The 26,301-nt window shown below is 66.5% G+C and carries 24 protein-coding genes; 17 read left to right on the forward strand and 7 right to left on the reverse strand.

The genetic code is table 11. The annotated features are described in order from the left end of the window. Positions 1-195: 195 nt before the first annotated feature. The gene (locus tag K320_RS0104900; protein ID WP_024537735.1) at positions 196-1,554 is read left to right on the forward strand and encodes a polyhydroxyalkanoate depolymerase; all 1,359 of its coding nucleotides are present in this window, start codon (positions 196-198) and stop codon (positions 1,552-1,554) included. Positions 1,555-1,572: 18 nt separating this feature from the next. Then, complete coding sequence (locus K320_RS0104905; RefSeq protein ID WP_024537736.1) at positions 1,573-2,184, forward strand: RnfABCDGE type electron transport complex subunit B; 612 nt, start codon at positions 1,573-1,575, stop codon at positions 2,182-2,184. 291 nt (positions 2,185-2,475) lie between these two features. Here the strand turns inward: K320_RS0104905 and K320_RS0104910 are convergent, their stop codons facing one another. Beyond that, positions 2,476-3,981: a methyl-accepting chemotaxis protein gene (locus K320_RS0104910; protein WP_024537737.1), complete on the reverse strand. Its 1,506-nt coding sequence runs from the start codon at positions 3,979-3,981 to the stop codon at positions 2,476-2,478. A gap of 165 nt (positions 3,982-4,146) precedes the next feature. Here K320_RS0104910 and K320_RS0104915 point away from each other — a divergent pair, with 165 nt between their 5' ends. Both K320_RS0104915 and K320_RS0104920 read left to right on the forward strand, forming a co-directional pair. Then, entirely contained in the window at positions 4,147-5,310 is a 1,164-nt protein-coding gene (locus tag K320_RS0104915; RefSeq protein ID WP_024537738.1) for a PilT/PilU family type 4a pilus ATPase, read from the forward strand. Positions 5,311-5,380: 70 nt separating this feature from the next. Further along, complete coding sequence (locus K320_RS0104920; RefSeq protein WP_024537739.1) at positions 5,381-7,324, forward strand: ABC-F family ATP-binding cassette domain-containing protein; 1,944 nt, start codon at positions 5,381-5,383, stop codon at positions 7,322-7,324. Positions 7,325-7,670: 346 nt separating this feature from the next. On the opposite strand, the gene phbB is transcribed toward K320_RS0104920, so the two are convergent. The 3 genes from phbB to K320_RS0104940 form a co-directional block, all read right to left on the reverse strand. After that, a complete protein-coding gene (gene phbB, locus K320_RS0104930) occupies positions 7,671-8,408 on the reverse strand; it encodes an acetoacetyl-CoA reductase (protein ID WP_024537740.1) in 738 nt (245 codons plus the stop codon). Positions 8,409-8,516: 108 nt separating this feature from the next. Beyond that, positions 8,517-9,698: an acetyl-CoA C-acetyltransferase gene (locus K320_RS0104935; protein ID WP_024537741.1), complete on the reverse strand. Its 1,182-nt coding sequence runs from the start codon at positions 9,696-9,698 to the stop codon at positions 8,517-8,519. A 71-nt stretch (positions 9,699-9,769) separates the two neighbouring features. Beyond that, positions 9,770-11,497, reverse strand: a complete 1,728-nt coding sequence (locus tag K320_RS0104940) for a PHA/PHB synthase family protein (protein WP_024537742.1) — start codon at positions 11,495-11,497, stop codon at positions 9,770-9,772. 81 nt (positions 11,498-11,578) lie between these two features. On the opposite strand from K320_RS0104940, the gene K320_RS18595 reads away from it, so the two are divergent. Further along, entirely contained in the window at positions 11,579-11,917 is a 339-nt protein-coding gene (locus K320_RS18595) for a hypothetical protein (protein ID WP_024537743.1), read from the forward strand. Here the strand turns inward: K320_RS18595 and pgeF are convergent. Further along, positions 11,804-12,610, reverse strand: a complete 807-nt coding sequence (pgeF, locus tag K320_RS0104950) for a peptidoglycan editing factor PgeF (protein WP_024537744.1) — start codon at positions 12,608-12,610, stop codon at positions 11,804-11,806. The two genes, K320_RS18595 and pgeF, sit on opposite strands and share 114 nt — an antisense overlap. 61 nt (positions 12,611-12,671) lie before the next feature. Between pgeF and K320_RS0104955 the strand changes: the two genes are divergently transcribed. The 4 genes from K320_RS0104955 to K320_RS18000 all read left to right on the forward strand — a co-directional run bounded on the left by K320_RS0104955 (position 12,672) and on the right by K320_RS18000 (position 16,480). Continuing rightward, on the forward strand, positions 12,672-13,367 hold the full coding sequence (locus K320_RS0104955; RefSeq protein WP_024537745.1) for a fumarylacetoacetate hydrolase family protein: 696 nt from the start codon (positions 12,672-12,674) through the stop codon (positions 13,365-13,367). A 38-nt stretch (positions 13,368-13,405) separates the two neighbouring features. Then, positions 13,406-13,954, forward strand: coding sequence for an NUDIX hydrolase (locus K320_RS0104960; protein ID WP_024537746.1), 549 nt, complete (start codon positions 13,406-13,408; stop codon positions 13,952-13,954). An 82-nt stretch (positions 13,955-14,036) separates the two neighbouring features. Further along, complete coding sequence (locus K320_RS0104965; RefSeq protein WP_024537747.1) at positions 14,037-14,906, forward strand: ChbG/HpnK family deacetylase; 870 nt, start codon at positions 14,037-14,039, stop codon at positions 14,904-14,906. Beyond that, entirely contained in the window at positions 14,903-16,480 is a 1,578-nt protein-coding gene (locus K320_RS18000) for an ArnT family glycosyltransferase (protein ID WP_024537748.1), read from the forward strand. Before K320_RS0104965 ends, K320_RS18000 begins: the two co-directional genes overlap by 4 nt. On the opposite strand, the gene K320_RS0104975 is transcribed toward K320_RS18000, so the two are convergent. Beyond that, positions 16,409-16,789 (reverse strand): GtrA family protein, encoded by a 381-nt coding sequence (locus K320_RS0104975; protein ID WP_024537749.1) that lies wholly within the window; start codon positions 16,787-16,789, stop codon positions 16,409-16,411. The two genes, K320_RS18000 and K320_RS0104975, sit on opposite strands and share 72 nt — an antisense overlap. Further along, positions 16,786-17,763 carry a glycosyltransferase family 2 protein gene (locus K320_RS0104980; RefSeq protein WP_024537750.1) on the reverse strand — a complete coding sequence of 326 codons (978 nt, stop codon included), beginning with the start codon at positions 17,761-17,763 and terminating at the stop codon, positions 16,786-16,788. Before K320_RS0104980 ends, K320_RS0104975 begins: the two co-directional genes overlap by 4 nt. A gap of 656 nt (positions 17,764-18,419) precedes the next feature. On the opposite strand from K320_RS0104980, the gene proV reads away from it, so the two are divergent. The 8 genes from proV to K320_RS18955 all read left to right on the forward strand — a co-directional run bounded on the left by proV (position 18,420) and on the right by K320_RS18955 (position 26,299). Further along, positions 18,420-19,709 carry a glycine betaine/L-proline ABC transporter ATP-binding protein ProV gene (gene proV / locus K320_RS0104985; RefSeq protein ID WP_024537751.1) on the forward strand — a complete coding sequence of 430 codons (1,290 nt, stop codon included), beginning with the start codon at positions 18,420-18,422 and terminating at the stop codon, positions 19,707-19,709. A gap of 17 nt (positions 19,710-19,726) precedes the next feature. Then, positions 19,727-20,815 (forward strand): glycine betaine/L-proline ABC transporter permease ProW, encoded by a 1,089-nt coding sequence (proW, locus tag K320_RS0104990; protein WP_024537752.1) that lies wholly within the window; start codon positions 19,727-19,729, stop codon positions 20,813-20,815. A gap of 67 nt (positions 20,816-20,882) precedes the next feature. Further along, entirely contained in the window at positions 20,883-21,893 is a 1,011-nt protein-coding gene (gene proX / locus K320_RS0104995; protein ID WP_024537753.1) for a glycine betaine/L-proline ABC transporter substrate-binding protein ProX, read from the forward strand. Positions 21,894-21,961: 68 nt separating this feature from the next. Beyond that, positions 21,962-23,428 (forward strand): mechanosensitive ion channel, encoded by a 1,467-nt coding sequence (locus K320_RS0105000; protein WP_024537754.1) that lies wholly within the window; start codon positions 21,962-21,964, stop codon positions 23,426-23,428. 107 nt (positions 23,429-23,535) lie between these two features. Beyond that, positions 23,536-24,588 carry a glycine betaine/L-proline ABC transporter substrate-binding protein ProX gene (gene proX / locus K320_RS0105005; protein WP_024537755.1) on the forward strand — a complete coding sequence of 351 codons (1,053 nt, stop codon included), beginning with the start codon at positions 23,536-23,538 and terminating at the stop codon, positions 24,586-24,588. 44 nt (positions 24,589-24,632) lie between these two features. Then, complete coding sequence (locus K320_RS0105010) at positions 24,633-25,625, forward strand: porin (RefSeq protein WP_029695822.1); 993 nt, start codon at positions 24,633-24,635, stop codon at positions 25,623-25,625. A gap of 48 nt (positions 25,626-25,673) precedes the next feature. Then, complete coding sequence (locus K320_RS0105015) at positions 25,674-26,138, forward strand: SH3 domain-containing protein (protein ID WP_245593822.1); 465 nt, start codon at positions 25,674-25,676, stop codon at positions 26,136-26,138. Next, a complete protein-coding gene (locus K320_RS18955; protein ID WP_156913828.1) occupies positions 26,126-26,299 on the forward strand; it encodes a hypothetical protein in 174 nt (57 codons plus the stop codon). Before K320_RS0105015 ends, K320_RS18955 begins: the two co-directional genes overlap by 13 nt. The last annotated feature ends 2 nt before the right edge of the window (positions 26,300-26,301 follow it).

Here is a 26,301-nt window from a genome sequence, read left to right on the forward strand (position 1 = left end):
GCATGTTGCTTGATTGGCAGCGACCATGGAACACGCCCCAGCGCGCACCGGCACCCGATGCGCCTTGCCCACGGTCGGTTCCGTTGCTCAACAGCATCAATGTCACCACCGCGACATAAACCGAGTGGTTCCACCAACCATGCAAGAAACAAAATATTGCTATATTGCTGCGCTGCAGCATCAACAGGCTTTTCCATGCTCTATACCCTCTACGAAACCCAGCGCACCTTGATGGAGCCGTTTTCCGACATGGCGCAAGTCATGTCCAAGCTCTATCGCAATCCACAGTGGCCGTTCAGCGAAACGCAGGTGGCGCACAGGATTGCCGCTGGCTACGACCTGCTGCACCGCCTGGGCAAGGACTACGAAAAGCCCGAATTCGGCATCCGCAAGGTCGCTGTGGACGGCGTTGCCGTGGCGATCGACGAGCGCGTCGAGATCGACAAGCCGTTCTGCGAGCTGCGCCGTTTCAAGCGCTTCACCGATGACCCGCCCACGCTGGAAAAGCTCAAGGCGCAGCCCCCGGTGCTGATCGTGGCGCCGCTGTCGGGCCACCACGCCACGCTGCTGCGCGAGACGGTACGCACCATGCTCACGGGCCACAAGGTCTACATCACCGACTGGAAGAACGCCCGCGACGTGCCGCTGCAAGACGGCACTTTCGGGCTGGACGGCTACATCAACTACGTGCAGGAATTCATCCGCCACCTGCAGGGCATCTACGGCAACTGCAACGTGATCAGCGTCTGCCAGCCCACCGTGCCCGTCATGGCCGCGGTATCGCTCATGGCCAGCCGCGGCGAGCAGACACCAAGCAGCATGGTGATGATGGGCGGCCCGATCGACGCCCGCCGCTCGCCCACCGCGGTGAACAACCTGGCCGAGGAGCACAGCTTCCAATGGTTCGAGAACAACGTGATCTACCGCGTGCCGAGCCGCTTTGCCGGCCATGACCGTCCGGTGTACCCCGGCTTTCTGCAGCACGCCGGCTTCATGGCGATGAACCCCGACCGCCACGCCTCCAGCCACTACGACTACTTCCTGAATCTGGTCAAGGGCGACAACTCCAGCGCGGAAACACACCGCAAGTTCTACGACGAATACAACGCCGTGCTGGACATGGACGCCACCTATTACCTGGACACCATCAGGACGGTGTTCCAGGACTTCAACCTGGTCAACGGCACCTGGGACGTGGTCTCGGAGGATGGCAAGACCGAGCGCGTGCGTCCGCAGGACATTCAGCACACGGCGCTGCTGACCGTGGAGGGAGAGCTGGACGACATCTCCGGCTCGGGCCAGACGGAAGCCGCCCACGGCCTGTGCACCAGCATCCCCGCCGACAAGCGCCGACACCTGACCGTGGAAGGCGCAGGCCACTACGGCATCTTCAGCGGCCGCCGCTGGCGCGAACAGGTCTATCCCATCGTGCGCCAGTTCATTGCCCGAAACCAGCCTGCCGTTGCCGCCGCCGCTGCAGAAGCCTCGGCCGAGCCCGCCGCCGTGGCAGGCACCCAGGCACCGTCCACCGCACGCAAACGCAAGGTGGCCTGAACGCGGGGGAGACTGCCGGTGGACAACGATGCGCTGGCGGCGCGCATCAACGCCGCCCTGCCGCAGACACAGTGCACGCGCTGCGGCTACCCCGATTGCGCCGCCTATGCCAGCGCCATCGCCAACGGCCGGGCGCCAATCAACCAGTGCCCGCCAGGCGGCGCCGAAGGTGTGGCCCGGCTTGCCGCCATCACCGGCCTGCCCGCGCTGGCGCTCAACCCGTCCAACGGCAGCGAGGCGCCGCGCACGGTCGCGGTGATCGACGAGGATTGGTGCATAGGCTGCACCCTTTGCGCCAAGGCCTGCCCCACGGACGCCATCACCGGCATCCACAAGCGCATGCACACCATCATCGAGGCGCACTGCACCGGCTGCGAGCTGTGCGTGCCCGCCTGCCCGGTGGACTGCATCGCGATGGAGAACGCCAGCGGCGATGCCACCGGCTGGGCCGCCTGGTCGGCACCGCTGCAGCAGCACGCACGCGAACGCCACGAAAGCCGCCTGGCGCGCCTGGCGCAGTCAGATCAGGTGGCTGCCGCCCCCCCCGGCGCACCGCAGGCCGACGCCAGGCAGTCCACCATCGCCGCCGTGCTGGCGCGCGCCCGGGCACGCAATACGCAAAGCGCCTGAACGCCGGCGCCCGCAAGCCTGTCGGACCTGGAGCGCCGAAAGCGTTCTCGAAGAGCGGCGAAACCAGAAATGGGCCGCCGTGGTCGCTTGACGGCCGGCGACTTCCAAGCCCAACAGGCTCCTAGTGCCCTGGGTTGGAGGTTCGTTGAATAAGATCGGCGCCAGGCAAGGCGCAAACCACAGCCGTAGCCGTAGCCGTAGCCGTAGCCATAGCCATGGCGAGGATTTGAACGCCGCAGACCGTCCCAAGCCAGGGATGCGCCGTGCGCGAGGGACTTGTTCAGCGTTGCCCTAGGCCGCCAGCGTCTTGTAAACCCCGCAGCCAAGGTAGAGATCCCCGGCCAGTTGCACGTAGGACATCTTGGTCTGCACCTTGCCGCTCGCCGGGTTGGTGATATCGTACTCGACCCAGCCCGGCCCGCGGTCGGCCTGGTTCACGATGTCGCGCACCAGCGCATCCCCGGCGATGCCGGGAATATCCTGCACGCGCGTGCCCACCTTCGCCGGGTTGCCGCCAAATGCGAGATAAGTTCCGGCGGCATCCAGAACGAACACGTACATGTCCCTGTCGTGAAAGGGCTTCGCCGGGTCCGTCACGCTGCGCAGAAAGGACTCCCTCCCGGCGCCCGTGCCATGCAGTTGCATCGCACGCCGCACCAGCGCCACGGCTTCATCGGCCGTGCCCTGCTGCAGGCGGAAGTTCTGCACGGCCTGCGAAAGCGTCGCTGCGCGCGTCTGCAGCCGGGTCGCCTCCTCCACCGCATGCTCCACCATCTCGCCGTTGCTTTCGGTGATGGTTTCAAGCTGGTGCACTGCCTCGGCGATTTCCTGCAGACCCAGGCGCTGTTCCCCCACGGAATGCGTGATGCCTCCGAGTTTGTCCGCGACCGTGCGGATGCCGGAGGCCATGACTTCAATGCCTTCCCCGGCCGCGCGAATCTGCCCCGCGCTGGTTTCGACCTGCCCGACGGAAGTCCCGATCAGAACGCGGATTTCGCGCGCCGCCTCCGCCGAACGGCCGGCAAGCGAGCGCACCTCGCCCGCGACCACGGCAAAGCCGCGGCCCTGCTCGCCGGCGCGTGCTGCCTCGACGGCGGCGTTCAAAGCCAGGATGTTGGTCTGAAAGGCGATGCCGTCAATCACGCCGATGATCTCGTTCATGCGCTTGGCATCGTTCTGGATCGCCTGCACCGATTGCACCGCGCTGCCCATGGCCAGTACCCCGGTATCGGCGGCCCGCTTGACCTGTGCCGCGCGCTGGTCCGCATCCCTGGCGGCTTCATCATCGCTTTCCAGCGCCCTGCCCAGTTGCTCCACGCTGGCGGTCGTGCGCGCCAGGCTCTGCCCTTGCTGATCGGTGCGCTCTGCCAGCTGCCGGCTATCATTGAGCAACTGCTCCCCGGCGTGCGCGACCAACGCGGCGTTGCTGCGGATATCCGCAACCATCGAGGAGAGCGTATGCACCATGTGGTTCAACCGCCCGCCCAGATGCGCCAGCTGCCCCTTGCCGCGCATGACGGCACGCACCGAGAGGTCTCCCTGGGCAACACTCTCCATCACGCTGGCCAGTTGCACGAGGTTCACCATGAGGCTGTGCCACAGGCAAGCCATCACGTAGCACAGCACCAGTATGCCGGCCAGACACACAGCCCACGCGGCGGCCGTGTCGCGCATTGACACGGCGGCCACCACGACGAGCACCGCCACTGCCACACCTCCCGCAAGAGCGCATTTGCCTCCCAGTGAAAGGCGATGCATCAGCGCCGCGCCCGGCCGCCATAGCCAGATATCCATCATGGATTGTCTCCTTGGTATTTTTTGAACCTTGAACGATAGCCCAGTCGCCGCCGCCGAAAAGCGGCAAAAGCGCTGCTGCACGCGGCCACATCGCACCAGGCACGAATTTTCCGCGCCGTGCCATGTTCGATAATGCCAGCACAGGACAAGCAAGAGGGGTACCAGATGGGCACGATGGAACGCATATTGCGACTCATGGGCGAAAAAAAGGCCTCTGACGTCTATCTGTCGGCCAACGCACCGGCGCTGATCCGCATCAATGGCGAATGCATCCCGATCAACGAGCAACTGCTGTCCCCGGACGCACCCCGCAGCCTGCTGGCGGAAGTGGTTGCCCCCGAGCGCATTGAAGAACTGGAAGAAACCGGCGAGCTGAACATGGGCGTGCCCATCACCGGGGTGGGGCGCTTTCGTGTCAGCGCCATGCGCCAGCGCGGCAGCTTTGCCGTAGTGATCCGCTTCATTCCGCAAGACATTCCGGTACTGGGCACCTTGAATCTGCCACCGGTGCTCAGCGAATTGATCATGGAAAAGCGCGGGCTGATCCTCGTCGTCGGCGCCACTGGCTCAGGCAAGAGCACTACGCTGGCCGCGATGATCGACCATCGCAACGGAGAGCTGCCAGGGCATATCCTGACGGTGGAGGAACCCATCGAATACCAGTTCAAGAACCGCAAATCCATTGTCAACCAGCGTGAAGTCGGCAGCGACACGCGCACGCTCCAAACAGCGCTCAAGAACGCGCTGCGCCAGGCCCCTGACGTGATCCTGATCGGCGAAATCCGCGATCGGGAAACCATGTCCGCCGCAATCGCCTACGCCCAGTCCGGCCACCTATGCCTGGCCACGCTGCACGGCAACAACAGCTATCAGGCGCTCAACCGGATTCTCTCGTTCTACCCGGTGGAGGTGCGGCCCACCATGCTGGGCGACCTCGCCTCCGCGCTCAAATCCATCATCTCGCAGCGCCTGGTGCGCACGCCCGAAGGCACCCGCCTGCCTGCGGTGGAAGTCATGCTCAACACCAAGCTGGTCAGCGACCTGATCGAAAAAGGCGATTTCTCCGGTGTGCGCGAGGCGATGGAAAAATCCATGGCGGAGGGCTCGCAGACCTTCGAGGAGGCGCTTGCCAAGCTCATCATGGATGGCAGAATCGCGCGCAAGGAAGGCCTTGCGAACTCCGATTCCCCAACCAACCTGCTCTGGCGCCTGCAAAACGACTTCAGCCTGGCCGCCAAGGCGGCGCAGGCACAGAAACAGGCACAGGATGCTCCGGAGGATACAGGTCCATCCTTCACCGAGATCGTGCTCGACGTCAAGCCTGAATAGCCATCTGCATTTCCTGGGACGCAGCGTGCGCGTCCCGGTCACGGTCCGGCGCTGATCGGACCGCATTCCCATGCTCCAACTGAAAAACGTCACCCTGCGCCGTGGCACCAAAGTGCTGCTGGACGGCGCCAGCGCCACCATCCAACCCGGCGAACGCGTCGGCCTCGTCGGCCGCAACGGCGCCGGAAAATCGTCCGTCTTCGCTCTCCTGCAAGGCGCGCTGCACGAGGACCGCGGCGAACTCGAACTGCCGGCGCAGTGGCGCCTTGCCAGCGTGGCGCAGGACATGCCGGAAACGGACGAACCGGCGACCGACTTCGTCCTTGCGGGCGACACCCGGCTGGTGCAGTGCCGGCAGCAGCTGGCGCACGCCGAGCACAGCGGCGACGGCATGGCCATCGCCCAGGCGCACGCGGATCTGCACGATGCCGGAGCACACGATGCGACCGCGCGGGCCCAGACACTGATCCTGGGGCTGGGCTTTCAGCCTGCGCAGCTGCAGCAGCCGGTCAACAGCTTTTCCGGCGGTTGGCGCATGCGCCTGCAGCTGGCGCGGGCGCTTATGTGCCCCAGCGACCTGCTGCTGCTCGATGAGCCCACCAACCACCTCGATCTGGATGCGCTCGTCTGGCTGGAAGGCTGGCTGGCGCGCTACGGCGGCACCATGCTCGTCATCAGCCACGACCGCGAATTCCTCGACGCCGTGACCAAGGTCACGCTGCACATCGAAAACGCCCGCATCACGCGCTACGCCGGCAACTACAGCGCCTTCGAAGACCAGCGTGCCGAACAGCTGCTGCTGCAACAGGCGGCGTACGAGCGCCAGCAGGAAAAAATCGCGCACCTGCAGCATTTCATCGACCGCTTCAAGGCCAAGGCCACCAAGGCACGGCAGGCGCAAAGCCGCGTCAAGCAGATCGAGCGCATGGAAAAAATCGCGCCGGTGCTGGCCGAGGCCGATTTCAGCTTCACTTTCCGCGAGCCGGCCAGTCTGCCCAACCCCATGCTGGCGCTGCGCGATGCCATCTTTGGCTACCGCGGCGAAGATGGCGGTGCGATTCCCATCGTGCGCGGCGTGACGCAGACCGTGCTTGCCGGGCAGCGCATCGGCATCCTGGGCGCCAACGGCCAGGGCAAGTCAACGCTTGTCAAGACCATCGCCCGCAGCCTAGAGCCGCTGGCCGGCAAGGTCACCGAAGGCAAGGGGCTGACGATAGGCTACTTCGCCCAGCAGGAACTGGACGTGCTGCGCCCGCGGGACACGCCACTGGAACACCTCCTGCGTCTGGAAATGGAAATTGCCACCGGCCAGGAAGCGCGCGAACAGGAACTGCGCAACTACCTGGGCAGCTTCAACTTCACCGGAGACATGGTCGGCCAGGCCGTGGGCAGCATGAGCGGCGGCGAGAAAGCCAGGCTGGTGCTGGCGCTCATCGTCTGGCAGCGGCCCAACCTGTTGCTGCTGGATGAGCCCACCAACCACCTGGATCTGGCCACGCGCGAGGCACTGGCCATGGCGCTCAATGATTTTGACGGCACCGTCATGCTGGTCAGCCACGACCGCCACCTGCTGCGCGCCGTGTGCGACGACTTCTGGCTGGTCGCCCGGGGTGGACTGCATCCGTTTGACGGCGACCTGGACGCCTACCAGCGCTACCTGATCGATGAATCGCGCCGCCTGCGTGAAGAGGCGCGCATCGGCAGCGGCAACAGCAACCCCGGCGAGCCGGGGGCGGGGAGTGGCATCGATCCGCGCGAGGCACGGCGCCTGGCTGCCCTGGAACGCCAGCAACTGGCGGAAAAAGCCAAACCGCTAAAAAAGGAGCTGGCGCAGATCGAAAAACGCATACCTGCGCTGGAAAGCGAGAAAACGGCGCTGGAAGCCGAACTGTCCACCGCGCTCCCGTCCGAGCGCATTGCAGAAGCCGGCCGCCGCCTCAAGGCCATTGGCGACGAGCTGGCCGCTCATGAAGAACGGTGGCTGGAGCTTTCGGAAGCAATCGAGCGGCTGTGATGGAATGAACGAGAAAAAAGAGAATTCTTATTTTTGACAGGGACTTGCAAAGGCAGCTTCAGGAAATAGTACCAATTGGTAGAAACCCGGATATTTTGTTGAAAACCTGTCAACGCCTTCAGCCCTGCCCGCGTTGTGGTGTACATCTAAGGAGTTCTGACGATGTCCACCACCACGACCTGCCGTACCCAGCAGCCCACGCTCTGGCCCGAAGACGAACGCGACCGCAAGCGCGCGCCTCTGCGCTCCGGCGTGTGATGGTCGGCGCCTGTGGGCGCAGACTCCGGCACGCGGAACGGCGAAAAAAGCCCCGCAATGCGGGGCTTTTTGCTGGGCGATGCCAGACTCAGTTCATGTGCAGACCGCCGTTGACGGAAAGCTCGGCGCCGGTCGAGTAGCCACCCTCTTCAGACACCAGCCACGAGATGATGGAAGCGATTTCGCTGGGCTCGCCCAGGCGCTTGACCGGCACCGTGGCGACGATCTTTTCCAGCACATCGGGGCGGATGGCCTTGACCATGTCGGTGCCGATGTAGCCTGGCGCCACGGTGTTCACCGTCACGCCCTTGGTGGCCATTTCCTGCGCCAATGCCATGGTGAAACCGTGCATGCCCGCCTCGGCAGCCGAATAGTTGGTCTGGCCCGCCTGGCCCTTCTCGCCATTCACGCTGCTGATGTTGACGATGCGGCCCCAGCCCTTTTCCACCATGTCGGCCACCACCTGCTTGGTGACGTAAAACATGCTGTTGAGGTTGGTGTCGATCACCTGGCGCCAGTCTTCCGGCGTCATCTTCATGAACATCCGGTCGCGCGTGATGCCCGCGTTGTTCACCAGAATGTCGATGGGGCCATGCTCCGCCTTGGCCTTGGCGAAGGCTTCCACCGTTGAATCCCAGTCGCTCACGTTGCCGACCGATGCATGGATGGTGTAGCCCAGCGCCTTCTGCTCGGCCTGCCACTTCTGGTAGTCCCGCGTCGGGCCGCAACCGGCGATGACCGTGTAGCCATCCTTGTGAAAACGCTGGCAGATGGCGGTGCCGATGCCACCCATGCCGCCCGTGACGTATGCAACTCTTTGTCCCATGTTCGAACTCCTTGTTCCTCAATCAAAAACCGCTTGGACACTCTAACCGAGTTCCATGCTGGCCCGTGCCATGGAAAACACCAAGCACGAGCGAAAAAGTACCGCCGTTCAGGCCCGCTCGACGGCCATCGAAACACCCATGCCGCCGCCAATGCACAGCGCGGCCAGGCCTTTTTTCGAGCCACGGCGCTGCATTTCATGCAGCAGCGTCACCAGGATGCGGCAGCCCGATGCCCCGATGGGGTGGCCAATCGCGATCGCCCCGCCGTTGACGTTGACCTTGCCCGGGTCGACCGCAAGCTCCTTGTTCACGGCACAGGCCTGCGCGGCGAAGGCTTCGTTGAGCTCGAACAGATCCACGTCGGCAACCTTCCAGCCGGTGCGCGCAAGCACCTTGCGCGAAGCCGGGACCGGCCCCATGCCCATGGTCGCGGGGTCCAGCCCGGTGATGCCGTAGGCCGCGATGCGCGCCAGCGGCGTGAGGCCCAGCGCCGCCGCCTTCTTCGCCGTCATCACCACCACGGCGGCCGCGCCGTCGTTGATGCCGGAAGCGTTGCCGGCCGTGACCGTGCCCGCCTTGTCAAACGCCGGACGCAGGTGCGCCAGCACGTCGCCGTTGGTCTTGCGGTTGATGAACTCGTCGGCGCTGAAGACGATGGGATCACCCTTTTTCTGCGCCATGCTGACGGGCACGATTTCCTTGATGAAGTGCCCGGCATCCTGCGCCGCAGCGGCCTTCTGCTGGCTGGCCAGCGCCAGCGCATCCTGCATCTCACGCGTGATGCCATGCGCCTTGGCGACGTTCTCCGCCGTGATGCCCATGTGGTACTGGTTGTACACGTCCCAGAGGCCGTCGACGATCATGGTATCCGTCATCTTCCAGTCGCCCATGCGCTGGCCGTTGCGCGAGCCATTGAGCACGTGGGGCGACAGGCTCATGCTTTCCTGCCCGCCGGCAACCACGATCTCGCTGTCACCCGTGGCCACCGCCTGGGCCGCGAGAATGACGGCCTTCAGGCCCGAGCCGCAGACGGCATTGATGGTGAGCGCCGGCGTTTCCTTGGCAACGCCCGCCTTCATCATCGCCTGGCGCGCCGGATTCTGGCCGCAGCCCGCTGCCAGCACCTGCCCCATGATGACTTCGCCCACCTGGTCCAGGCCCACCTTGGCGCGGGCCAGCGCCTCCTTGATGACGATGGAGCCCAGCTCCGTCGCCGGCGTGTGCGCAAGCGCGCCGCCGAATTTGCCGACAGGCGTGCGGACGGCAGAAACAATGACGATGTCTTCCATGATCAACCTTTCACTTTGAAAAAATCGGTGCACGCCTGCAGTGTCCTGCAGGTGTATTGACCAGATACAGCTTAAGCCTTTTGCCGCACGTAGCTGCCCGGCGCGGTTTCCAGCGCCTTGAACTGCGGTGCTCGGCCATAGCCCTTGGGCGCGGCGATCTGCTTGCCGGCATGGCCTTTGAGCCAGGCGGCCCAGTCGTCCCACCAGCTGCCGGGCTGCTCGGTGGCGCCAGCGATCCAGTCCTCCACCTTGGCGGGGAATTTGCCATCCTCGCGCAGCCAGTGGCTGCGCTTCTTCTTGGCGGGCGGATTGATCACGCCGGCGATGTGGCCCGAAGCGCCCATCACGAAGCGCTTCTTGCCCGGCAGCACCTGGGTGGAGGCGTAGGCACCGCCGATCGGCACGATGTGGTCTTCGCGCGAGCCGTAGACGTAGACCGGAAGCTCGACCTGGCGCAGATCGAGCTTTTCGCCGCAGACCGTGACGCCGCCGGGCTGGACCAGCCTGTTTTCCAGATAGAAATTGCGCAGGTACCAGGCGTAGTAGGGGCCCGGCAGGTTGGTGCTGTCGCAGTTCCAGTAGAGCAGGTCGAAGGCCGGCGGCGTTTCGCCCTTGAGGTAGTTGCCCACGACGTAGTTCCAGACCAGATCGTTGGGCCGCAGGAAGCTGAAGGTGGAGGCCAGATCCTGCCCCGCCATCAGGCCGCCCTGCCCCATCTGCATCTCGCGCAGGCGCACAAAGTTCTCGTCGATGAAGACATCCAGGATGCCGGTCTCGGTGAAGTCGATCAGCGTGGTGAGGAAAGTGGCGCTGGCGACTGAATCATCACCGCGCGCGGCGAGCACGGCCAGGCCGTTGGAGAGCATGGTGCCGCCGACGCAAAAGCCCAGGGTGTTGATCTGCCTGGCGCCGGCGATGTCCTTGACCGTCGCGATGGCCTTGAGGATCGCATCCTCGATGTAGTCGTCCCAGGTCTTGCCCGCCAGCGACATGTCGGGGTTGCGCCAGCTCACGACAAAGGTGCGGTGGCCCTGCGCCACCGCATTGCGGATGAAGGAGTTGTCCGGCTGCAGATCAAGGATGTAGTACTTGTTGATGCACGGCGGCACCATCAGGAACGGCTTTTCATAAACCTTGGCGGTCAGCGGCTTGTATTCGATGAGCTGGAACAGCTCGTTCTGGAACACCACCGCGCCCTCGGTGGTGGCGACGTTCCTGCCGACTTCAAACCGGCTTTCGTCGGTCATGGAGATGTGGCCCTGCTGGATGTCCTTGAGCAGGTTGGCCATGCCGGCCGCCAGGCTCTCGCCATGGGTTTCGAGCGCCTTCTTCTGCGCCTCGACATTGAACGCGAGGAAATTGCTCGGCGCACTCGCCGCCAGGAACTGCTCCACGCTGAAGCGAATGCGCGCACGGGTCTTTTCATCCGCCTGCACCGCATCGGCCATGGCGTTCAATGTGCGCGCCTGCAATTCGTAGGCGGCCACGCTGAACGCCGAAAGCGGGTTCTTGCCCCACTCTTCGGCCGCAAACCGCCGGTCGCCGCGCCCGCCGGCTTCCGTCTTGCTGCCGGCGCCCCAGCTCTGGTTCCAGAGCGCATGCACGCCGTCAAGGTACTGCTGCTGCAACTGCGCCAGCCGCTCGGGGGAAAAGCCGACCGCCTGCAGCGGCTTCATGCTGGTGGCAACCGCACTCACATCCACCGGCTTGAAGGCCTGCAGCATCTGGCCCCAGGCATTGGTCCACATCTGCTGCATTTTTTGCGCCGTATCCTGCGCCTGCTTGGTATCGAAATTCATGCTGCCTCCGTTTTCCATTCACACATGCTGGATTGCCGAAGTATTGTCACCCATGCGTCATGTGGTCACCAGCACAATCGCATGATGTATCTGATTCTGACCGCCTGGATTTACGTCACTCTGCTGATGGGCGTGGCCGAGGCCACGGCGCCCGGCGGAACGCTGCTGGGCGGCGCCGGCACCTTCGTGTTCTACGGGCTGCTGCCCGCCGCGCTGCTGGGCTACATTCTTGGCGCACCCGCCCGCAAACGGGCACGCCGCGCCAGGGCTGAAGCCGCATCCCCGGGCGATGCGGCGATGCCGGGCTCAGCCGAGCCGCCAGATGCTGGCGGCCATGCGGCCGCTGGCGCCGAGCCGGGAGGCATCGCGCCGGTGGGAGAAGAAGCGGGCCGGGTTGGCAACCGTGCACCACCGCTCTGAGCCATCGTTGCCATGAACCCGGGAGAGGCCCGCGGCCGCCAGCCGCCTGCGCGCCAGCGCCGCCAGGTCGGCGTGGTATTTCCCCTCGCGCCCCGACGCGGCAAAGCAGATGGCGGCGCCAGGATCCGCCCGCGTGAATGCCGCAAACACATCGCCGCCGACCTCGAACGCCGCCTTGCCTATGCACGGCCCCAGCCAGGCGATGACTTCTGATTTGATAGCTGGAGGCGCTTCACCGTCTTGCGCTAAAGGCCAAAAACACTGCAATGCTGCTTCCAGCACCCCCGCCGCCAGGCCGCGCCACCCGGCATGCGCCGCGGCCACGCGCGTGCCGGTCCTGTCGGTAAGGAGCACGGGCAGGCAGTCGGCCACCATCACCGTGCACGCCACACCGGCCGTGGTGCTGGTGCAGCCATCCGCCTCGGTTCCATCGGGTGTGCCGCGGTCGATGGCGAGCACCCGCGTGCCATGCACCTGGCGCAGAAAGACCGGCCGCACATCGCCTCGCCTGCCCTGCAGCACCTCGGCGAACCGGGCGCGATTGGCCCGCACGGCGCCAGGCGCATCCCCGACGTGGTCGCCCAGATTGCAGCGGTCCCACGGGGCCGCGCTGACCCCGCCGCTGCGCGTGCTGCACAGCGCCTGCACGCACGCGGGCGCGGGCCAGTCGGGGATGATCCAGTCGTGCGACACGGCACTAGGATACCCGCCGTGGCACACTGCGCGTCTTGAACCAGCACCACAAGGCGCACGCATGCCCTACGTTCTTCCTCCTGCTGCTCCTGCGAGCCTCTCCGTCTGCGGGTCGGACCAGCGCTTTGCGGTTCACCGCATCTACTGCGTAGGGCGCAATTACGCCGAGCACGCCAGGGAGATGGGCAGCACCGGGCGCGAGGCGCCGTTCTTCTTCATGAAACCGGCCGACGCGGTGGTGCCCGTAGCCGCCGGACAAACCGGATCGGTGCCCTACCCCAGCCTGACGAACAACTACCACCATGAGCTCGAACTGGTGGTGGCCATGGGGCGCGGCGGTGCCGATATCGCCGTCGACAGTGCGCTGGAGCATGTCTGGGGCTATGCCGTGGGCCTGGACATGACGCGGCGCGATCTGCAAAGCGAAGCCAAGCAGAAGGGCCGCCCATGGAGCATCGCCAAGGGCTTTGACGCCAGTGCGCCCATCGGGCCTCTCACGCCCGCCGCGCAGGCCCAGGGCATCGCCCGGGCCGGCATCGCCCTGACGGTCAACGGCAGCGAGAGGCAGAAGAGCACCATCGCAGACATGATCTGGAGCGTGCCCGAAATCATCGCGCATCTCTCGCGCGCATGGCTGCTGGCACCGGGCGACCTGATCTTCACCGGCACGCCCGCCGGGGTGGGCGCCGTGGTGCGCGGCGACCTGCTGGCGGGCCACATTGACGGTCTTGAGCCCCTGCGGGTCAAGATCGCCTGACACGAAAAAACCCTCCCGTTCCGCCGCACAGCCTGTTCATGTTTCCACGCCGCCCCATCAAGCACTGCCGCGAATGCGGCGCACCGGTCGTCTACCGCATCCCCGATGACGGCGACACGCACCCGCGCGCCGTCTGCACGCAATGCCACACCATCCACTACGAAAACCCGCTGATGGTGGTCGGCACCATTCCGGCGCGGGGTGATCGCGTGCTGCTGTGCAAACGCGCCATCGAGCCGCGCCGCGGATTGTGGACACTGCCTGCCGGGTTCATGGAATTGCAGGAAACCACCGCGCAGGGCGCCGCGCGCGAGACCGATGAGGAAGCCGGCGCCGACATCGCCATGGGGCCGCTGTTCACGCTGCTCAACGTCACCCACGTGGGCCAGGTGCACCTGTTCTACCGCGCCACGCTGCAAAGCGAACAGTTCAACCCGGGCATAGAGACGCTGGAAGCCCGCCTTTTCACCGAAGCCGAAATTCCCTGGGAGCAACTGGCGTTTCGCACCGTCAGCAAGACGCTGGAATGCTATTTCGCCGACCGCCGCAAAGACAGCTTCGGCTTTCACTGCATCGACCTTTCCTGAAAACCCATGGAACGCCGGCTGCCTCGCCCTGAGCGGCAGCCGGCGGACGTGCCGGCACGCCCGCCGGCTGCCGCAACCTGCCATGACGCCCCAACAACCTGCCACCCAAGCCAAGCCGCTGGTGCTGTGCGCCGACGACTACGCGCAAAGCGCCGGCATCAGCCAGGCGATCCAGGAACTGGCGCACGCCGGGCGGCTGAGCGCAACCAGCGCCATGGTGCTCTCGCCGCGCTGGCCCGAGGATGCGGCCGCGCTGCAGACGGAGCGCGGGCGCATCGACGTCGGGCTGCACCTGGACTGGACCAGCCCGTTCGCGCGGGCGGCGGGCCACGGCATGGGGCTGGGCGCCGCCATGCTGCGGGCGCTTGCCGGCGGCCTCAAGCGCCGCCAGGCGCGCGACGCCATCGAGCGCCAGCTGGATCTGTTTGAAGCCCACTGGCATGCCGCCCCGGACCATGTCGACGGGCACCAGCATGTGCAGCAATTCGCCGGCATCCGCGAGCCGCTGGTGGAACTGCTGGCGCAGCGCTACGGCGCCCGCGGGCCCTGGCTGCGGCTGTCGCGCGTCCCGGCCGGCCAGACCAATCTCAAAAGCCGCGTGATCGCCGCGATGGGTGCGGGCAGTCTTGAAACGATAGCTGCCAACGCAGGCGTGGCATGCGCTGGAGCCTTGTCTGGCGTTTATGATTTCGATGGCGATCAGGCCCGGTATGCCCGGCGCATGGCGCGCTGGCTGGGGCTGTCGCCCGCCGCCTGCGTACTGATGTGCCACCCGGGCAGGCCCGCGCCGGATGCCGGCGCCCCGCCCGACCCCATCGCCGCCGCGCGCGAATGGGAATGGGAGCATCTGCGCGGCAGCCATTTTGCCGACCAGCTTGCCGCCAGCCACGTGGCGCTGGTGCGCGGCAGCCACCTTTTTTGCAGCACCTCCCGACTTGCGCACCGCACGTGACCTCCGATCCATCGCCCGGCCCAGGCCGCAATACCTCCCTCCCGTTCTGGCGCTGGCTGGCGCTGCTGCTGGCGCTGCTGCTCGTGCTGGCAGCCCTGCGCCCGCTGAGCGTGCCCGACGAAGGCCGCTACGCAGAGATCAGCCGCTGGATGCTGGTCTCGGGCGACTGGCTGGTGCCGCGCCTAGACGGCCTGCCGTTCTTTCACAAGCCGCCGCTGATGCACTGGCTGCAGGCCGGCGCCATGGCGGCGTTCGGCGCCACGCCCTGGGCCGCCCGGCTGGTGCCGGCGGCGGCCGCGCTGCTGATGGTCTGCGGCCTGTACCTGGCCGCCAGGCGCCTGACAACGGCCGCCCTGGCGCGGCGCGCGGCGCTGATGCTGGCCGCCAGCGGCGCCTTCCTGATAGGCGGGCAGTACGTCAACCACGACATGCTTGTGGCCGCCTTCATCGCCAGCACCATCTGGTGCTTTGCGCTCAGCCTGCTGCACGGCGAGCGGCCACACGCCACGCTGGCCCGCGCCGGCTTTGCCTTCGGCGCCCTCGGCCTGCTCACCAAGGGGCTGATCGGCGTGGCGCTGCCCGGCCTGGTGCTGCTGGCGTGGATCAGCTGGACGCGCCAGTGGCGCAAGGTGCTGCGCCTGCCGTGGGTCAGCGGCCTGCTCCTTTTTGCACTGCTGGCGCTGCCGTGGTTCGTGCTGGCCGGTGAGCGCTACCCGGGGCTGTGGAACTACCTCTTCGGCGTTCAGCAGTTCGGGCGCTACACCGGCACCACCTTCAACAACCGGCATGGCGAATGGTTCTATCCGGTCGTGCTGGCGGTGATGCTGCTGCCATGGACATTTTTCATTCCATTTTCAGCGCCAGCCCGCAACCAGACCGTGCCAAATGCTTTCATACCAATAGCGGGCCCGGTTCGATCCCTCTGCTGGATCTGGCTGCTCGCCATCCTGCTGTTTTTCTCCATTCCGGCGTCCAAGCTGACGGGCTACATCCTGCCGGTGCTGCCGCCGCTGGCGCTGCTCGCCGCGCTCGGCTGGGAGCGCGTGATGCCGGGCCGCAGGCATGCGGAGCGCTGGTTTGCACTGCTGGCGCTGGTTCCCGTGGGCGGCGTATTGGTCCTGACCATCACCGTCGGCCTCAACCACCGGATGCTCAGCATCGACGTGGCCGCCACGCTTGCCGCCGAAAGAAAGCCCGGCGAACCGGTCTACGCCTGCGGCGGCTATCCCTACGACCTGCCCTTCACGGCCCGGCTGCGGCAGCCGATCATCGTGGTGCAGGACTGGCCCGGCCTGCGCGCCAGCGCCAGCGACAACTGGCAGCGCGAACTCTTCGAGGCGGGTGACTTCGAGCCGGACACGGCACGCGCCATCCTCCAACGGCCCGGCCGGCTCAAAACCGCGGCGCAGCACGGCGGCGCCTGGCTGGTGACGCCCGCCAGGACCAGCGCGCCGCCCGGCTGGAAGAAGGTGCAGCAAGGCGAATCGTGGAGCCTGTACGCCTCAGGCGCGAAAGGCCCAGTAGCGGCTGAGAACGAAGGTCTGCCCCGCTGCTACGGCCATGGCGAGGAATAGCGCGAGCCATGACGGCCAGCCGGCCCCGCGCAGCAGCAGCGCAAAGACGATCTCGTTGACCGCAAAGCCCGCCAGGGCGGTCGTGGCGAAGCGCAGCAGACTTTGCCCCACGCCCGTCGCCGCACCGCGGAAACTCAGCCAGCGGTGGCCGGCAAAGCTCACGAAAAACGCCACCGCGAAGCCCAGCGCATTGGCCAGTTCGGCCAGCATGGCGTGCTGCGCCAGCCAGAACACCGCCGCATGCGTAGCCGCCGCCGCGCCGCCCACGCCGATGAACCACAGGCCCTGGCCGGCCCCCTGCACTCTCATGAACCGGGCTGCCCGTCCTGAGCCAGGCCGCTGCCCGCCTCATCGGCCACCAGGTACAGCGGGCGCTGCTTGACCTCGTCATAGATGCGTGCCACATATTCCGACAGCAGCCCTATGGACACCAGCTGCACCCCGCTCAGGAACATCATGCCCACCACCAGCGTGGCATAGCCCGGCACATCGATGCCGTTGAAGAAGTAATCCAGCACCACCCACAGGCCGTAGCCCATGGCCGAAACCGCCAGCACCACCCCCAGCAGCCCCAGCAGGCGCAGCGGCACGGCGGTGAACGCGAACAGCCCGGTGGTGCCCAGGCGCAGCGCGCCGCGCAGGCCGAAGCTGCTGTGCCCCGCGGCGCGCGGCAGCGGGTCGTAATCGAGCGCCACGCTGGGAAAGCCGACCCAGGCGTAGAGCCCCTTCATGAAGCGGTGGCGCTCGGGCAGCTTGAGCAGCGCATCGACCACGCGCCGGTCCATGAGCCGGAAATCCCCCGCATCGCGCGGAATGCGCACCCGGCTGCCCCAGTTGACGATGTCGTAGAACCACGGCACCAGCTTGCGGTGCAGCCCTGACTGGTCTTCCCGCGTGCGCCGCACCGCATACACCACGTCCGCCCCCTGCTGCCAGTGGCGCAGCATGTCGGCCAGCAGCGCCGTCGGGTGCTGGCCATCGGCATCCATCAGCACCACCACCTCGCCGCGCGCGGCGGCGATGCCGGCGGTCAGCGCCGCCTCCTTGCCGAAATTGCGCGACAGCTGCACCAGGCGCAGCGCGGGTTCGCTGGCGCACAGGCCGCGGACCACGGATTCGGTAGCGTCACGGCTGCCGTCGTTGACCACCACCAGTTCCACCCGCGGCGAGAGCGCCCGCAGGGCGGCCAGGGTCTGCGCCGCCACCGCCGGCAGCGATGCCGCCTCGTTGTACGCCGGCATGACGCAGGAAATGGAAGGAAGCTGCTGCGCGCGTGGGGACATCGAACACCTTGAACGGACTCGGTCCGCGCCACCGTGCGCGAACCAATGGCCGATTTTCACCGAGTCAGGCGCGCGCAATGCGCCAGCCCCTCTGCAATCCACACGGAAATTGCGGCCTGCAGCACTTTGGAATGGCCGATCGACGGGACGCCATGCACTGCCCGCGCGGGGATGCCACTGCGCCATCGCGCAAAAACCAAGTTCCGTGCGCGGATTTATTTTTGCCACCTCAGACACGTTTTTTATAATGGTTGCGTGTTTTACAACCTGCGCAGCAGGTAATCCGGCCCGGTTCAACAGGTTCTGACGCGGGCTGGAACACGGCAGGGCACAGCATCCCGCGGATGCGCCGCACCTGCCACGGCCGAAGTTTCGGCCTCGATGCCCAGGATGGACGGCATGGCGCTCGTGCCCCGTTTTCATCCGCGCACCGGCTCTTGCGCACCATTTCCCGCGTGCCATCCGAGCCGCCCGGCCGCCCCGGAAGGCGGCCAACTTCCCCGGCAACGTCCGCCGTGTGCGTCCCTTTTGCGGGCAGGCACTTTGGGCGATGTCACTGCATCGGGGTTGTGTGTTTTTTGCACGCTTCGGCCATCGTGCCCCGCGCGCCTGCATGGCCGCGGGGTGAGTTCAATCCACAGGAAAGAACCCACCAGATGGCCAAATCGATCACCATCGACAAGGTATACAAAATTTTCGGCGAAACGCCGGATGAAGCGCTGCGCCTGGCGCGCGAAGGCGTCTCCAAGCAGGAAATCCTGGAGCGCACCGGCCAATCCATCGGCGTCTTCAATGCGAGCTTTCGCATAGAGGCCGGTGAAATCTTCGTCGTCATGGGCCTCTCCGGCTCGGGCAAGTCGACGCTGGTGCGCCTGCTCAACCGCCTGATCGCACCGACAGCCGGACGCATCTTCGTCAACGACCAGAACATCCTCGATCTTGACGAACGCCAGTTGCGCCAGCTGCGGCGCAAGGACATCTCCATGGTGTTCCAGTCGTTCGCGCTGATGCCGCATCTGTCGGTGCTGGAGAACACTGCCTTCGGGCTGGAGTTGGCGGGCGTGGACAAGGCAGCGCGCGAGAGCGCCGCCAGGGAGGCGCTGGCGCAGGTGGGCCTGGCGGGCTGGGAGGCAAGCTACCCCGATGAACTCTCGGGCGGCATGCAGCAGCGCGTGGGCCTGGCCAGGGCGCTGGCGGCGGACCCTTCCATTTTGCTGATGGACGAGGCCTTCTCGGCACTCGACCCCATCATCCGCACCGAGATGCAGAGCGAGCTGCTGCGCCTGCAGGAAGCCAGGCGCCGCACCATCGTCTTCATCTCGCACGACCTGGACGAGGCGATGCGCATCGGCGACCACATCGCCATCATGAAGGACGGGCAGGTGGTGCAGGTCGGCACGCCGGATGAAATCCTGCGCGCTCCGGCCAACGACTATGTGCGCGAATTCGTGCGTGGCGTGGATGCGGCCGCGGTCTTCAAGGCGCGCGACATCGCGCGCCAGTCGCTCACGGTGATTTCCGAACAGGGCGACCGCGGCTGCCGCGCGGCGCTGCGCATCCTGGAGGATTCCGACCGCGACGTGGCCTATGTGCTCAGCCCGCGCAAGCAGTACCTGGGCGCCGTCTCGTCGCAATCGCTGCGCGATGCGCTGCGCGGGCACCAGGGCCCGCTGGGGCTGAAACATGCCTATCTCAAGGACGCACCGCCCCTGCCCGCGGACACGCCGGTGGCCGAGCTGTACGGCGCGATGACCAACGCGCCCTGCCCGCTGCCGGTGGTGGACGAGGCCGGGCAGTACCTCGGCGTGGTGAGCCGCACGACGCTGATGCGCTTTCTCGACCGCGACACGCCGCCGATGCTGCCGCTGCAGCCCGAAGTGGCGCCGCTGCAGCTCAACCCGCACTACCCGCACCAGGCGGCCGATCCGGTCGTCAAGGCGGCGTGACACGCAAAGGAATCACCATGGCCACCGAAGCCTCCTCTGATCCATGGAGCGCCGCCAGCACACCGGCGGCCCCTGCCGATCCTTCCGCAACCACCGACGCCTGGGGTGCCGCCACCGAAGGCACCCAGGGCGGCGCCAGCTGGCTCGATTCCAGCGCCAGCGCGGCGCCGCCCGATGGCGACGGCGGCGGCCTCGCCGCGCTCTGGCACCAGATCACCACCGACGGCCTGCCGGTGCAGGGCCCCATCAACGACGGCCTGGCGTGGGTCGTCGATCATTTCCGCCCCTTCTTTCAGGCCGTTCGCACGCCCATCGACGCCATTCTTTCGGGCATTTCGGATGGTCTGCTGGCCGTACCCTGGCCATTGATGGTGCTGCTCATCGCGCTCATCGCCTGGCAGTTTGCCGGGCGCTGGCTGGCGCTGGCCACGGCCGTCTCGCTGCTGGCCGTGGCGCTGCTCGGCATCTGGAACGACACCATGGTCACGCTGGCGCTGGTGTTCACCTCGCTGCTGTTCTGCGTGCTCATCGGCCTGCCGCTGGGCGTGTGGCTCGCGGCCAGCGAGCGCGCGCAGCGCATCACGCGCCCGATCCTGGATGCGATGCAGACCACGCCGGCCTTCGTCTACCTGGTGCCCGTCGTCATGCTGTTCGGCATCGGCAACGTGCCGGGCGTGATCGTCACCATCGTCTTCGCGCTGCCGCCGCTGGTGCGCCTGACCAACCTCGGCATCCGCCAGGTGCGGCCCGACCTGATCGAGGCCAGCCGCGCCTACGGCGCCTCGCCCGCGCAGCTGCTGCTGAAGGTGCAGCTGCCGCTGGCCATGCCGTCCATCATGGCCGGCATCAACCAGTCGCTGATGCTCAGTCTCTCCATGGTCGTCATCGCTTCGATGATCGCCGTCGGCGGCCTGGGACAGATGGTGCTGCGCGGCATCGGGCGCCTGGACATGGGCCTGGCGACCGTCGGCGGCCTGGGCATCGTGCTGCTGGCCATCGTGCTCGACCGCATCACGCAGGCCATGGGCGAGCCGCAGCGCGGCGGCCAGCGCTGGTGGCACGGCGGACCGTTGGGCGCGCTGCTGCGCATTACCCATAAACCATAGCTTTCAGCGCTTGTCCAGCAAGCGTTACAACCACTTTTCATTCAAATTTTTGCCCAAGGAGAACACCATGTTCCAACCCTCCCGCATCCGCCGCCTGCTGGTGCTTGCCACCCTGGCCAGCACCTTCGCCGTCGCGGCCAGCGCGGCCGACCTGCCCGGCAAGGGCGTGAAGGTGCTGCCGCTCAAGAGCTCGATCGCCGAGGAGACCTTCCAGACGCTGCTGGTGATGAAGGCACTCACCCAGCTCGGCTACGACGTGCAGCCGATCAAGGAGGTGGAATACCCCACGGCGCACATCGCCATCGGCAACGGCGACGCCACCTTCCTGGCCGACCACTGGAACCCGCTGCATGCCGATTACTACAAGAACGCCGGCGGCGACGCCAAGCTGTTTCGCGAGGGCATCTTCTCGCCCAATGCCGCGCAGGGCTATCTGATCGACAAGAAGACCGCCGACGAATACAAAATCACCAACATCGGCCAGCTCAAGGACCCCAAGCTCGCCCAGCTGTTCGACAGCGATGGTGACGGCAAGGCGGACCTGACCGGCTGCAACCCGGGCTGGGGCTGCGAAGCGGTGATCGAGCACCAGCTCACCGCCTTCGATCTGCGCAAGACGGTGACGCACCAGCAGGGCAGCTATTCGGCGCTGATCGCCGACACCATCACGCGCCACAAGGCCGGCAAGCCCATCCTCTACTACACCTGGACGCCCTACTGGGTGAGCAACGTGCTCAAGCCCGGCCAGGACGTGGTGTGGCTGGAGGTGCCGTTCTCGTCGCTCCCCGGTGAGCAGAAAGACATCGACACCAAGCTGCCCAACGGCAAGAACTACGGCTTCGTGGTGAACAACCAGCAGATCGTCGCCAACAAGGCCTGGTGCGAGGCCAACCCGGCGGCGGCCAAGCTGTTCTCGATCATGGAGCTGCCGATCGCCGACATCAATGCCGAGAACTACCTGATGAGCCAGGGCCAGAACAAGGCCGCGGATATCGAACGCCACACCGACCAGTGGATCAAGGCGCACCAGCAGACCTGGGACGGCTGGCTCAAGCAGGCGCGCGCGGCGGCCAGGTAAGCCCTCCACAACCATCGCGAGACATCTGAAACACCCGCCTCGCCGCACGCGAGACTTCAAGGACCGATATGGATTTCAATGCCTTCACCCATGCCCTGCAGCAAGCGCTGGGGTCGCAGACCCCGCAGGTGCTCGGCGCCCTGGCCATCCTGGTGGTGGGCTGGCTGCTCGCCGTCATCGTGCGCGCCGCCACGCGCCGCGGACTCAGGATGCTGCGCGTCAATGAACGCATCAGCGCCGGCACCCACGCCACCCTCCGCATGGAGGAGGCCGCCGCCACCGGCGTCTTCTGGCTCGTCCTGCTGGCCACCCTGGTCGCCACGCTCAATTCGCTGGACCTGACGCTGCTGTCCGCGCCACTGGCGCAGATCGTGCAGGACGTGGTGGGCTACGTGCCGCACCTGGCCGCCGGCGCGGTGCTGGCGCTGGTCGCCTGGCTGCTGGCCACGCTGCTGCGCGCCATGGCCGCCAAGGCCCTGGGCGCCACCACGCTGGACGAGCGCCTGTCACAGGAAGCCGGCATGGCGCCCATGAGCCGCCATGCGGCCAACGTGCTGTTCTGGCTGGTGATGCTGTTCTTCCTGCCGGCCATCCTGGGCGCCCTGCGTCTGGAGGGTGTGCTGGAGCCGGTGCGCAGCCTGCTGGCCCAGCTCCTCGGCTACCTGCCCAATGCCTTTGGCGCGGCGATGATCGCGCTCGCCGGCTACGCCGTGGCCCGCATCCTGCGGGCGCTGGTGGGCAACCTGCTGGCCGCGGCGGGCGCGCAGCGGCTGAACGGCAGCATCGGTCTGGACAAGAGCGTGCAATTGCCCCGCCTGGGCGGCACGCTGGTGTTCCTCCTGGTTTTCGTGCCCTCGCTGATCGCCGCGCTGGATGCGCTCAGGATAGACGCCATCTCGCGCCCGGCCACGCAGGTGCTGGAGCAGGTGCTGGGCGCCACGCCGCACCTGCTCGCGGCCTGCATCATCCTGCTGCTGACCTGGTACGTGGCGCGCTTTGCCGCCGGCCTGCTCGCCCGCCTGCTGGCCAGCGCCGGGGCCGACGCCCTGCCCGGCAAGCTCGGGCTGGGCGAAGCGCTGTCCGGCGCATTGCGCCCATCGCAGCTGGCCGGCCGGCTGGTGATGTTCTTCGCCCTGCTGTTCGCCGCGGTGGAGGCCGCCTCGCAACTGGGGTTCGACCAGGTCAGCGAGGTGGTGACCACCTTCATCGGCTTTGGCGGCGACATCATCCTCGGCAGCGCCATTCTGATGGCCGGTTTCTGGCTCTCCAGCCTGGCCGCCAGCGCCATTGCACGCACCGGCAAGGAAGGCAGCACCTTTGCCGCCCATCTGGCGCGTTTTGCCATCCTGGGCCTGGTCACCGCCATGGGCCTGCGCGCCATGGGTATCGCCAATGAAATCGTGCAACTGGCCTTCGGCCTGACGCTGGGCGCCGTGGCCGTGGCCTTCGCCCTGGCCTTTGGCCTGGGCGGACGCCAGGCCGCCGCCACGCTGCTGGAGCATGGCGTCACCCGGCTGCTGCGCAAGAAGGATTAGGCGTTCCATCCCCGGCGTTGCCCGCGCGGGCAACGCCTTTCCCTGGGCGCCGCGCGCGCCCGCCGTCGACCTCGCCGACCCGTTCGGCATGAAAGGAAGCACCCCGCATGCACCTGCTTTTGCAGAGAAACCCATCCCCGTCATTTTTTCTTCAGCCGCTGCGCCCCAGCCTGCTGGCCGGCGCCTTGGCGCTGGGCATGGCCCTGGGCGGCGGCGCCAGCTTCGCCGCGGATCAGCCCGGCAAGGGCATCCAGGTGCAGCCGGTCAAAAGCTCGGTGGCCGAAGAGCTGTTCCAGCACATCGTGGTGTTCAAGGCGCTCGAAGCACTGGGCTACGAAGTGCTGCCCTACAAGGAGGTGGACTACCCCACCGCCTACATGTCGATCGCCAACGGCGACGCCACCTTCATCGCCACCCACTGGAACCCGCTGCACGCCGATTACTACAAGAACGCCGGCGGCGACGCCAAGCTGTTTCGCGAGGGCATCTTCTCGCCCAATGCCGCGCAGGGCTATCTGATCGACAAGAAGACCGCCGACGAATACAAAATCACCAACATCGGTCAGCTCAAGGACCCCAAGCTAGCCCAGCTGTTCGACAGCGATGGCGACGGCAAGGCGGACCTGACCGGCTGCAACCCGGGCTGGGGCTGCGAGGGTGTGATCGAACACCAGCTCACCGCCTTCGACCTGCGCAAGACGGTGACGCACCAGCAGGGCAACTACTCGGCGCTGATCGCGGACACCGTGGCGCGCCACAACGCAGGCAAGCCCGTCTTCTACTACACCTGGACGCCGTACTGGGTCAGCAACGTCATGAAGCCCGGCAAGGACGTGGTGTGGCTGGAGGTGCCGTTTTCCTCCCTGCCGGGCGAGGGCAAGGGCACCGACACCAGGCTGCCCAACGGCAAGAACTACGGCTTCACCGTCAACAACCAGCAAATCGTCGCCAACAAGGCATGGTGCGAAGCCAATCCGGCGGCGGCCAGGCTGTTTGCCATCATGCAAATCCCGCTGGCCGACATCAACGCCGAGAACTACCTGATGAGCCAGGGCGAAGCCAAGCCCGCGGACATCCAGCGCCACGCAGAACAGTGGATCAAGGCCAACCAGAAAACGGTGGACGGCTGGCTGGCGCAGGCGCGCGCCGCCGCGCAATAGCCCGCCCACGGCACCGTTTTCCCTGAAAAAAAGGAGTCCCATCCATGCACACGCATACCAACATCCTCCGCACGCTCCCGCTCTGCGCGGCGGCGCTCCTGCTCGGCCTGCCCGGTGCGGCATCGGCCCAGTCACAGGTCCGGCTCAGCGGCTTTCTGGACGTCGGCGTCTACCACGGCTTTGACCGCGCCACGCATGTCGGCACCATCCAGCGCAGCAACGTCGCCCTGTCGGGCAGCGAAGACCTGGGCGGCGGCCTGAAGGCCGGTTTCCGCTTCAGTTCGCGCTTTGAAATGGGCACCGGCGCCATCGAGGGCGACGGCGCCAAGCCGTTCTGGCACGACGAAGCCACCCTGGGCCTGAGCGGCAGCTGGGGCAGCCTGCGCATGGGCCGCGCCCTGACCGCCCTGTGGGCCTACGACTGGGAGTTCGACCCCTGGGCCAACTTCAACCGCATCGCCTCGCCCGCCTGGTACTACTGGCACGCTCTGGCGCCGACGGACCGCGTGAGCAACAACGGCAGCGCCGAATACGGCCGCATGAACAACGGGTTTTTCTATGATTCGCCCGCGTTTTCCGGCGTGACGCTGCACCTGAGCGCAAGCCCTGACCGCACCGCGGCGCCGGGCAGCCAGGGGCGCGGGTATTCGGCAGCCATGCGCTACCACGGCGGTCCCATCGCCGCCATGCTGGCGCATGAGCGCAACGGCAGCGGCGACAAGGCCACCTTCCTCGGCGGCAAATACGCGGCCGGCGCCTTTGCCGTGATGGCGGCCTTGGACTATTCCCGTACCGGCGGTGGCGGCGCCAGCGCACGCGCCCTGACGCTGGGCGCCACTTACGCGACGGGCGCCACCACCCTCAAGGCAGGCTACGGCCGCCAGCGCACGGGTGGCGTCACCAACCATTTCGCTTCGCTGGGCGCAGACTACGCCCTGTCCAAGCGCAGCACCGCATACGTGAGCCTGGGCCACCAGAAGCCCTCCGGCGCACGTTCAGCGACCGCCTTCGGCGTTGGTCTGTCTCACGCGTTCTGACCCGGTTCCGTGCATTGCCGCCATCCCCAGTTGAAGGAATCCATCCCAGTGTTTCAATTGTTCTCCCACCTGTGCCGTTCGTGGCTGCTCGCGCTGGTCGCCACGGTGTGCCTGCTGCCCTTGCAGGCCCATGCCGCAAGCTATGTGAGCGTCAAAGGCGCCACCGTGAACGTGCGCGCGCAGCCCACCACCCGGGCTGCCGTGCAATGGCAGCTTGATCGCGGCTACCCGCTGCGCGTGCTGCAAAAGAAAGGGCAATGGCTGCAGGTGGCCGACTACGAGGCCACGCTGGGCTGGCTCTTCGCGCCGCTGGCAAGCACCACGCCACACCGCATCGTGACCGCACCCAAGGCGCGCCTGCGGGCAGGGCCCGGCACCAGCCACCGCATCCTGACCACCTTGCAGCAAGGCGAAATCCTGCGCACGCTGGAAACCCGCAAGGGCTGGGTGCTGGTACGGCTCGCCGGTGGAACGCAGGGGTGGATGGCGCGCAGTCTGACGTGGGGTTGGTAGCCCACGGCGAGGTGCTGCATTTCGCCAAGTTCCTTGCCTTGCGCAACGCCCCTTCCGCCGCCCAACAGGCGGTAAAACAGGACGCCGCCACCTCCCACGCACGCCATCAGGCTGATCTGTCCGGCTACCGCTTCGACCGCGACGAGGCCAATACCCGTTGAGG

It is taken from the genome of Comamonas badia DSM 17552, assembly GCF_000484635.1.
In the GTDB taxonomy this organism is placed as follows: Bacteria; Pseudomonadota; Gammaproteobacteria; order Burkholderiales; family Burkholderiaceae_C; genus Comamonas_C; species Comamonas_C badia.

What these genes read in the sequence shown, in the direction of transcription:
- K320_RS0105010 (WP_029695822.1), top strand. Translation starts at nt 24,633, where the DNA reads ATGCACACGCATACCAACATCCTCCGCACGCTCCCGCTCTGCGCGGCG.
- K320_RS0104915 (WP_024537738.1), top strand. Translation starts at nt 4,147, where the DNA reads ATGGGCACGATGGAACGCATATTGCGACTCATGGGCGAAAAAAAGGCC.
- K320_RS0105000 (WP_024537754.1), top strand. Translation starts at nt 21,962, where the DNA reads ATGGATTTCAATGCCTTCACCCATGCCCTGCAGCAAGCGCTGGGGTCG.
- K320_RS0104980 (WP_024537750.1), bottom strand. Translation starts at nt 17,763, where the DNA reads ATGTCCCCACGCGCGCAGCAGCTTCCTTCCATTTCCTGCGTCATGCCG.
- K320_RS0104955 (WP_024537745.1), top strand. Translation starts at nt 12,672, where the DNA reads ATGCCCTACGTTCTTCCTCCTGCTGCTCCTGCGAGCCTCTCCGTCTGC.
- proX (WP_024537753.1), top strand. Translation starts at nt 20,883, where the DNA reads ATGTTCCAACCCTCCCGCATCCGCCGCCTGCTGGTGCTTGCCACCCTG.
- K320_RS0104935 (WP_024537741.1), bottom strand. Translation starts at nt 9,698, where the DNA reads ATGGAAGACATCGTCATTGTTTCTGCCGTCCGCACGCCTGTCGGCAAA.
- K320_RS0104960 (WP_024537746.1), top strand. Translation starts at nt 13,406, where the DNA reads ATGTTTCCACGCCGCCCCATCAAGCACTGCCGCGAATGCGGCGCACCG.
- proV (WP_024537751.1), top strand. Translation starts at nt 18,420, where the DNA reads ATGGCCAAATCGATCACCATCGACAAGGTATACAAAATTTTCGGCGAA.
- K320_RS0104910 (WP_024537737.1), bottom strand. Translation starts at nt 3,981, where the DNA reads ATGATGGATATCTGGCTATGGCGGCCGGGCGCGGCGCTGATGCATCGC.
- phbB (WP_024537740.1), bottom strand. Translation starts at nt 8,408, where the DNA reads ATGGGACAAAGAGTTGCATACGTCACGGGCGGCATGGGTGGCATCGGC.
- K320_RS0104975 (WP_024537749.1), bottom strand. Translation starts at nt 16,789, where the DNA reads ATGAGAGTGCAGGGGGCCGGCCAGGGCCTGTGGTTCATCGGCGTGGGC.
- K320_RS0104940 (WP_024537742.1), bottom strand. Translation starts at nt 11,497, where the DNA reads ATGAATTTCGATACCAAGCAGGCGCAGGATACGGCGCAAAAAATGCAG.
- proW (WP_024537752.1), top strand. Translation starts at nt 19,727, where the DNA reads ATGGCCACCGAAGCCTCCTCTGATCCATGGAGCGCCGCCAGCACACCG.
- K320_RS0104920 (WP_024537739.1), top strand. Translation starts at nt 5,381, where the DNA reads ATGCTCCAACTGAAAAACGTCACCCTGCGCCGTGGCACCAAAGTGCTG.
- K320_RS0104965 (WP_024537747.1), top strand. Translation starts at nt 14,037, where the DNA reads ATGACGCCCCAACAACCTGCCACCCAAGCCAAGCCGCTGGTGCTGTGC.
- K320_RS18595 (WP_024537743.1), top strand. Translation starts at nt 11,579, where the DNA reads ATGATGTATCTGATTCTGACCGCCTGGATTTACGTCACTCTGCTGATG.
- K320_RS0104900 (WP_024537735.1), top strand. Translation starts at nt 196, where the DNA reads ATGCTCTATACCCTCTACGAAACCCAGCGCACCTTGATGGAGCCGTTT.
- proX (WP_024537755.1), top strand. Translation starts at nt 23,536, where the DNA reads ATGCACCTGCTTTTGCAGAGAAACCCATCCCCGTCATTTTTTCTTCAG.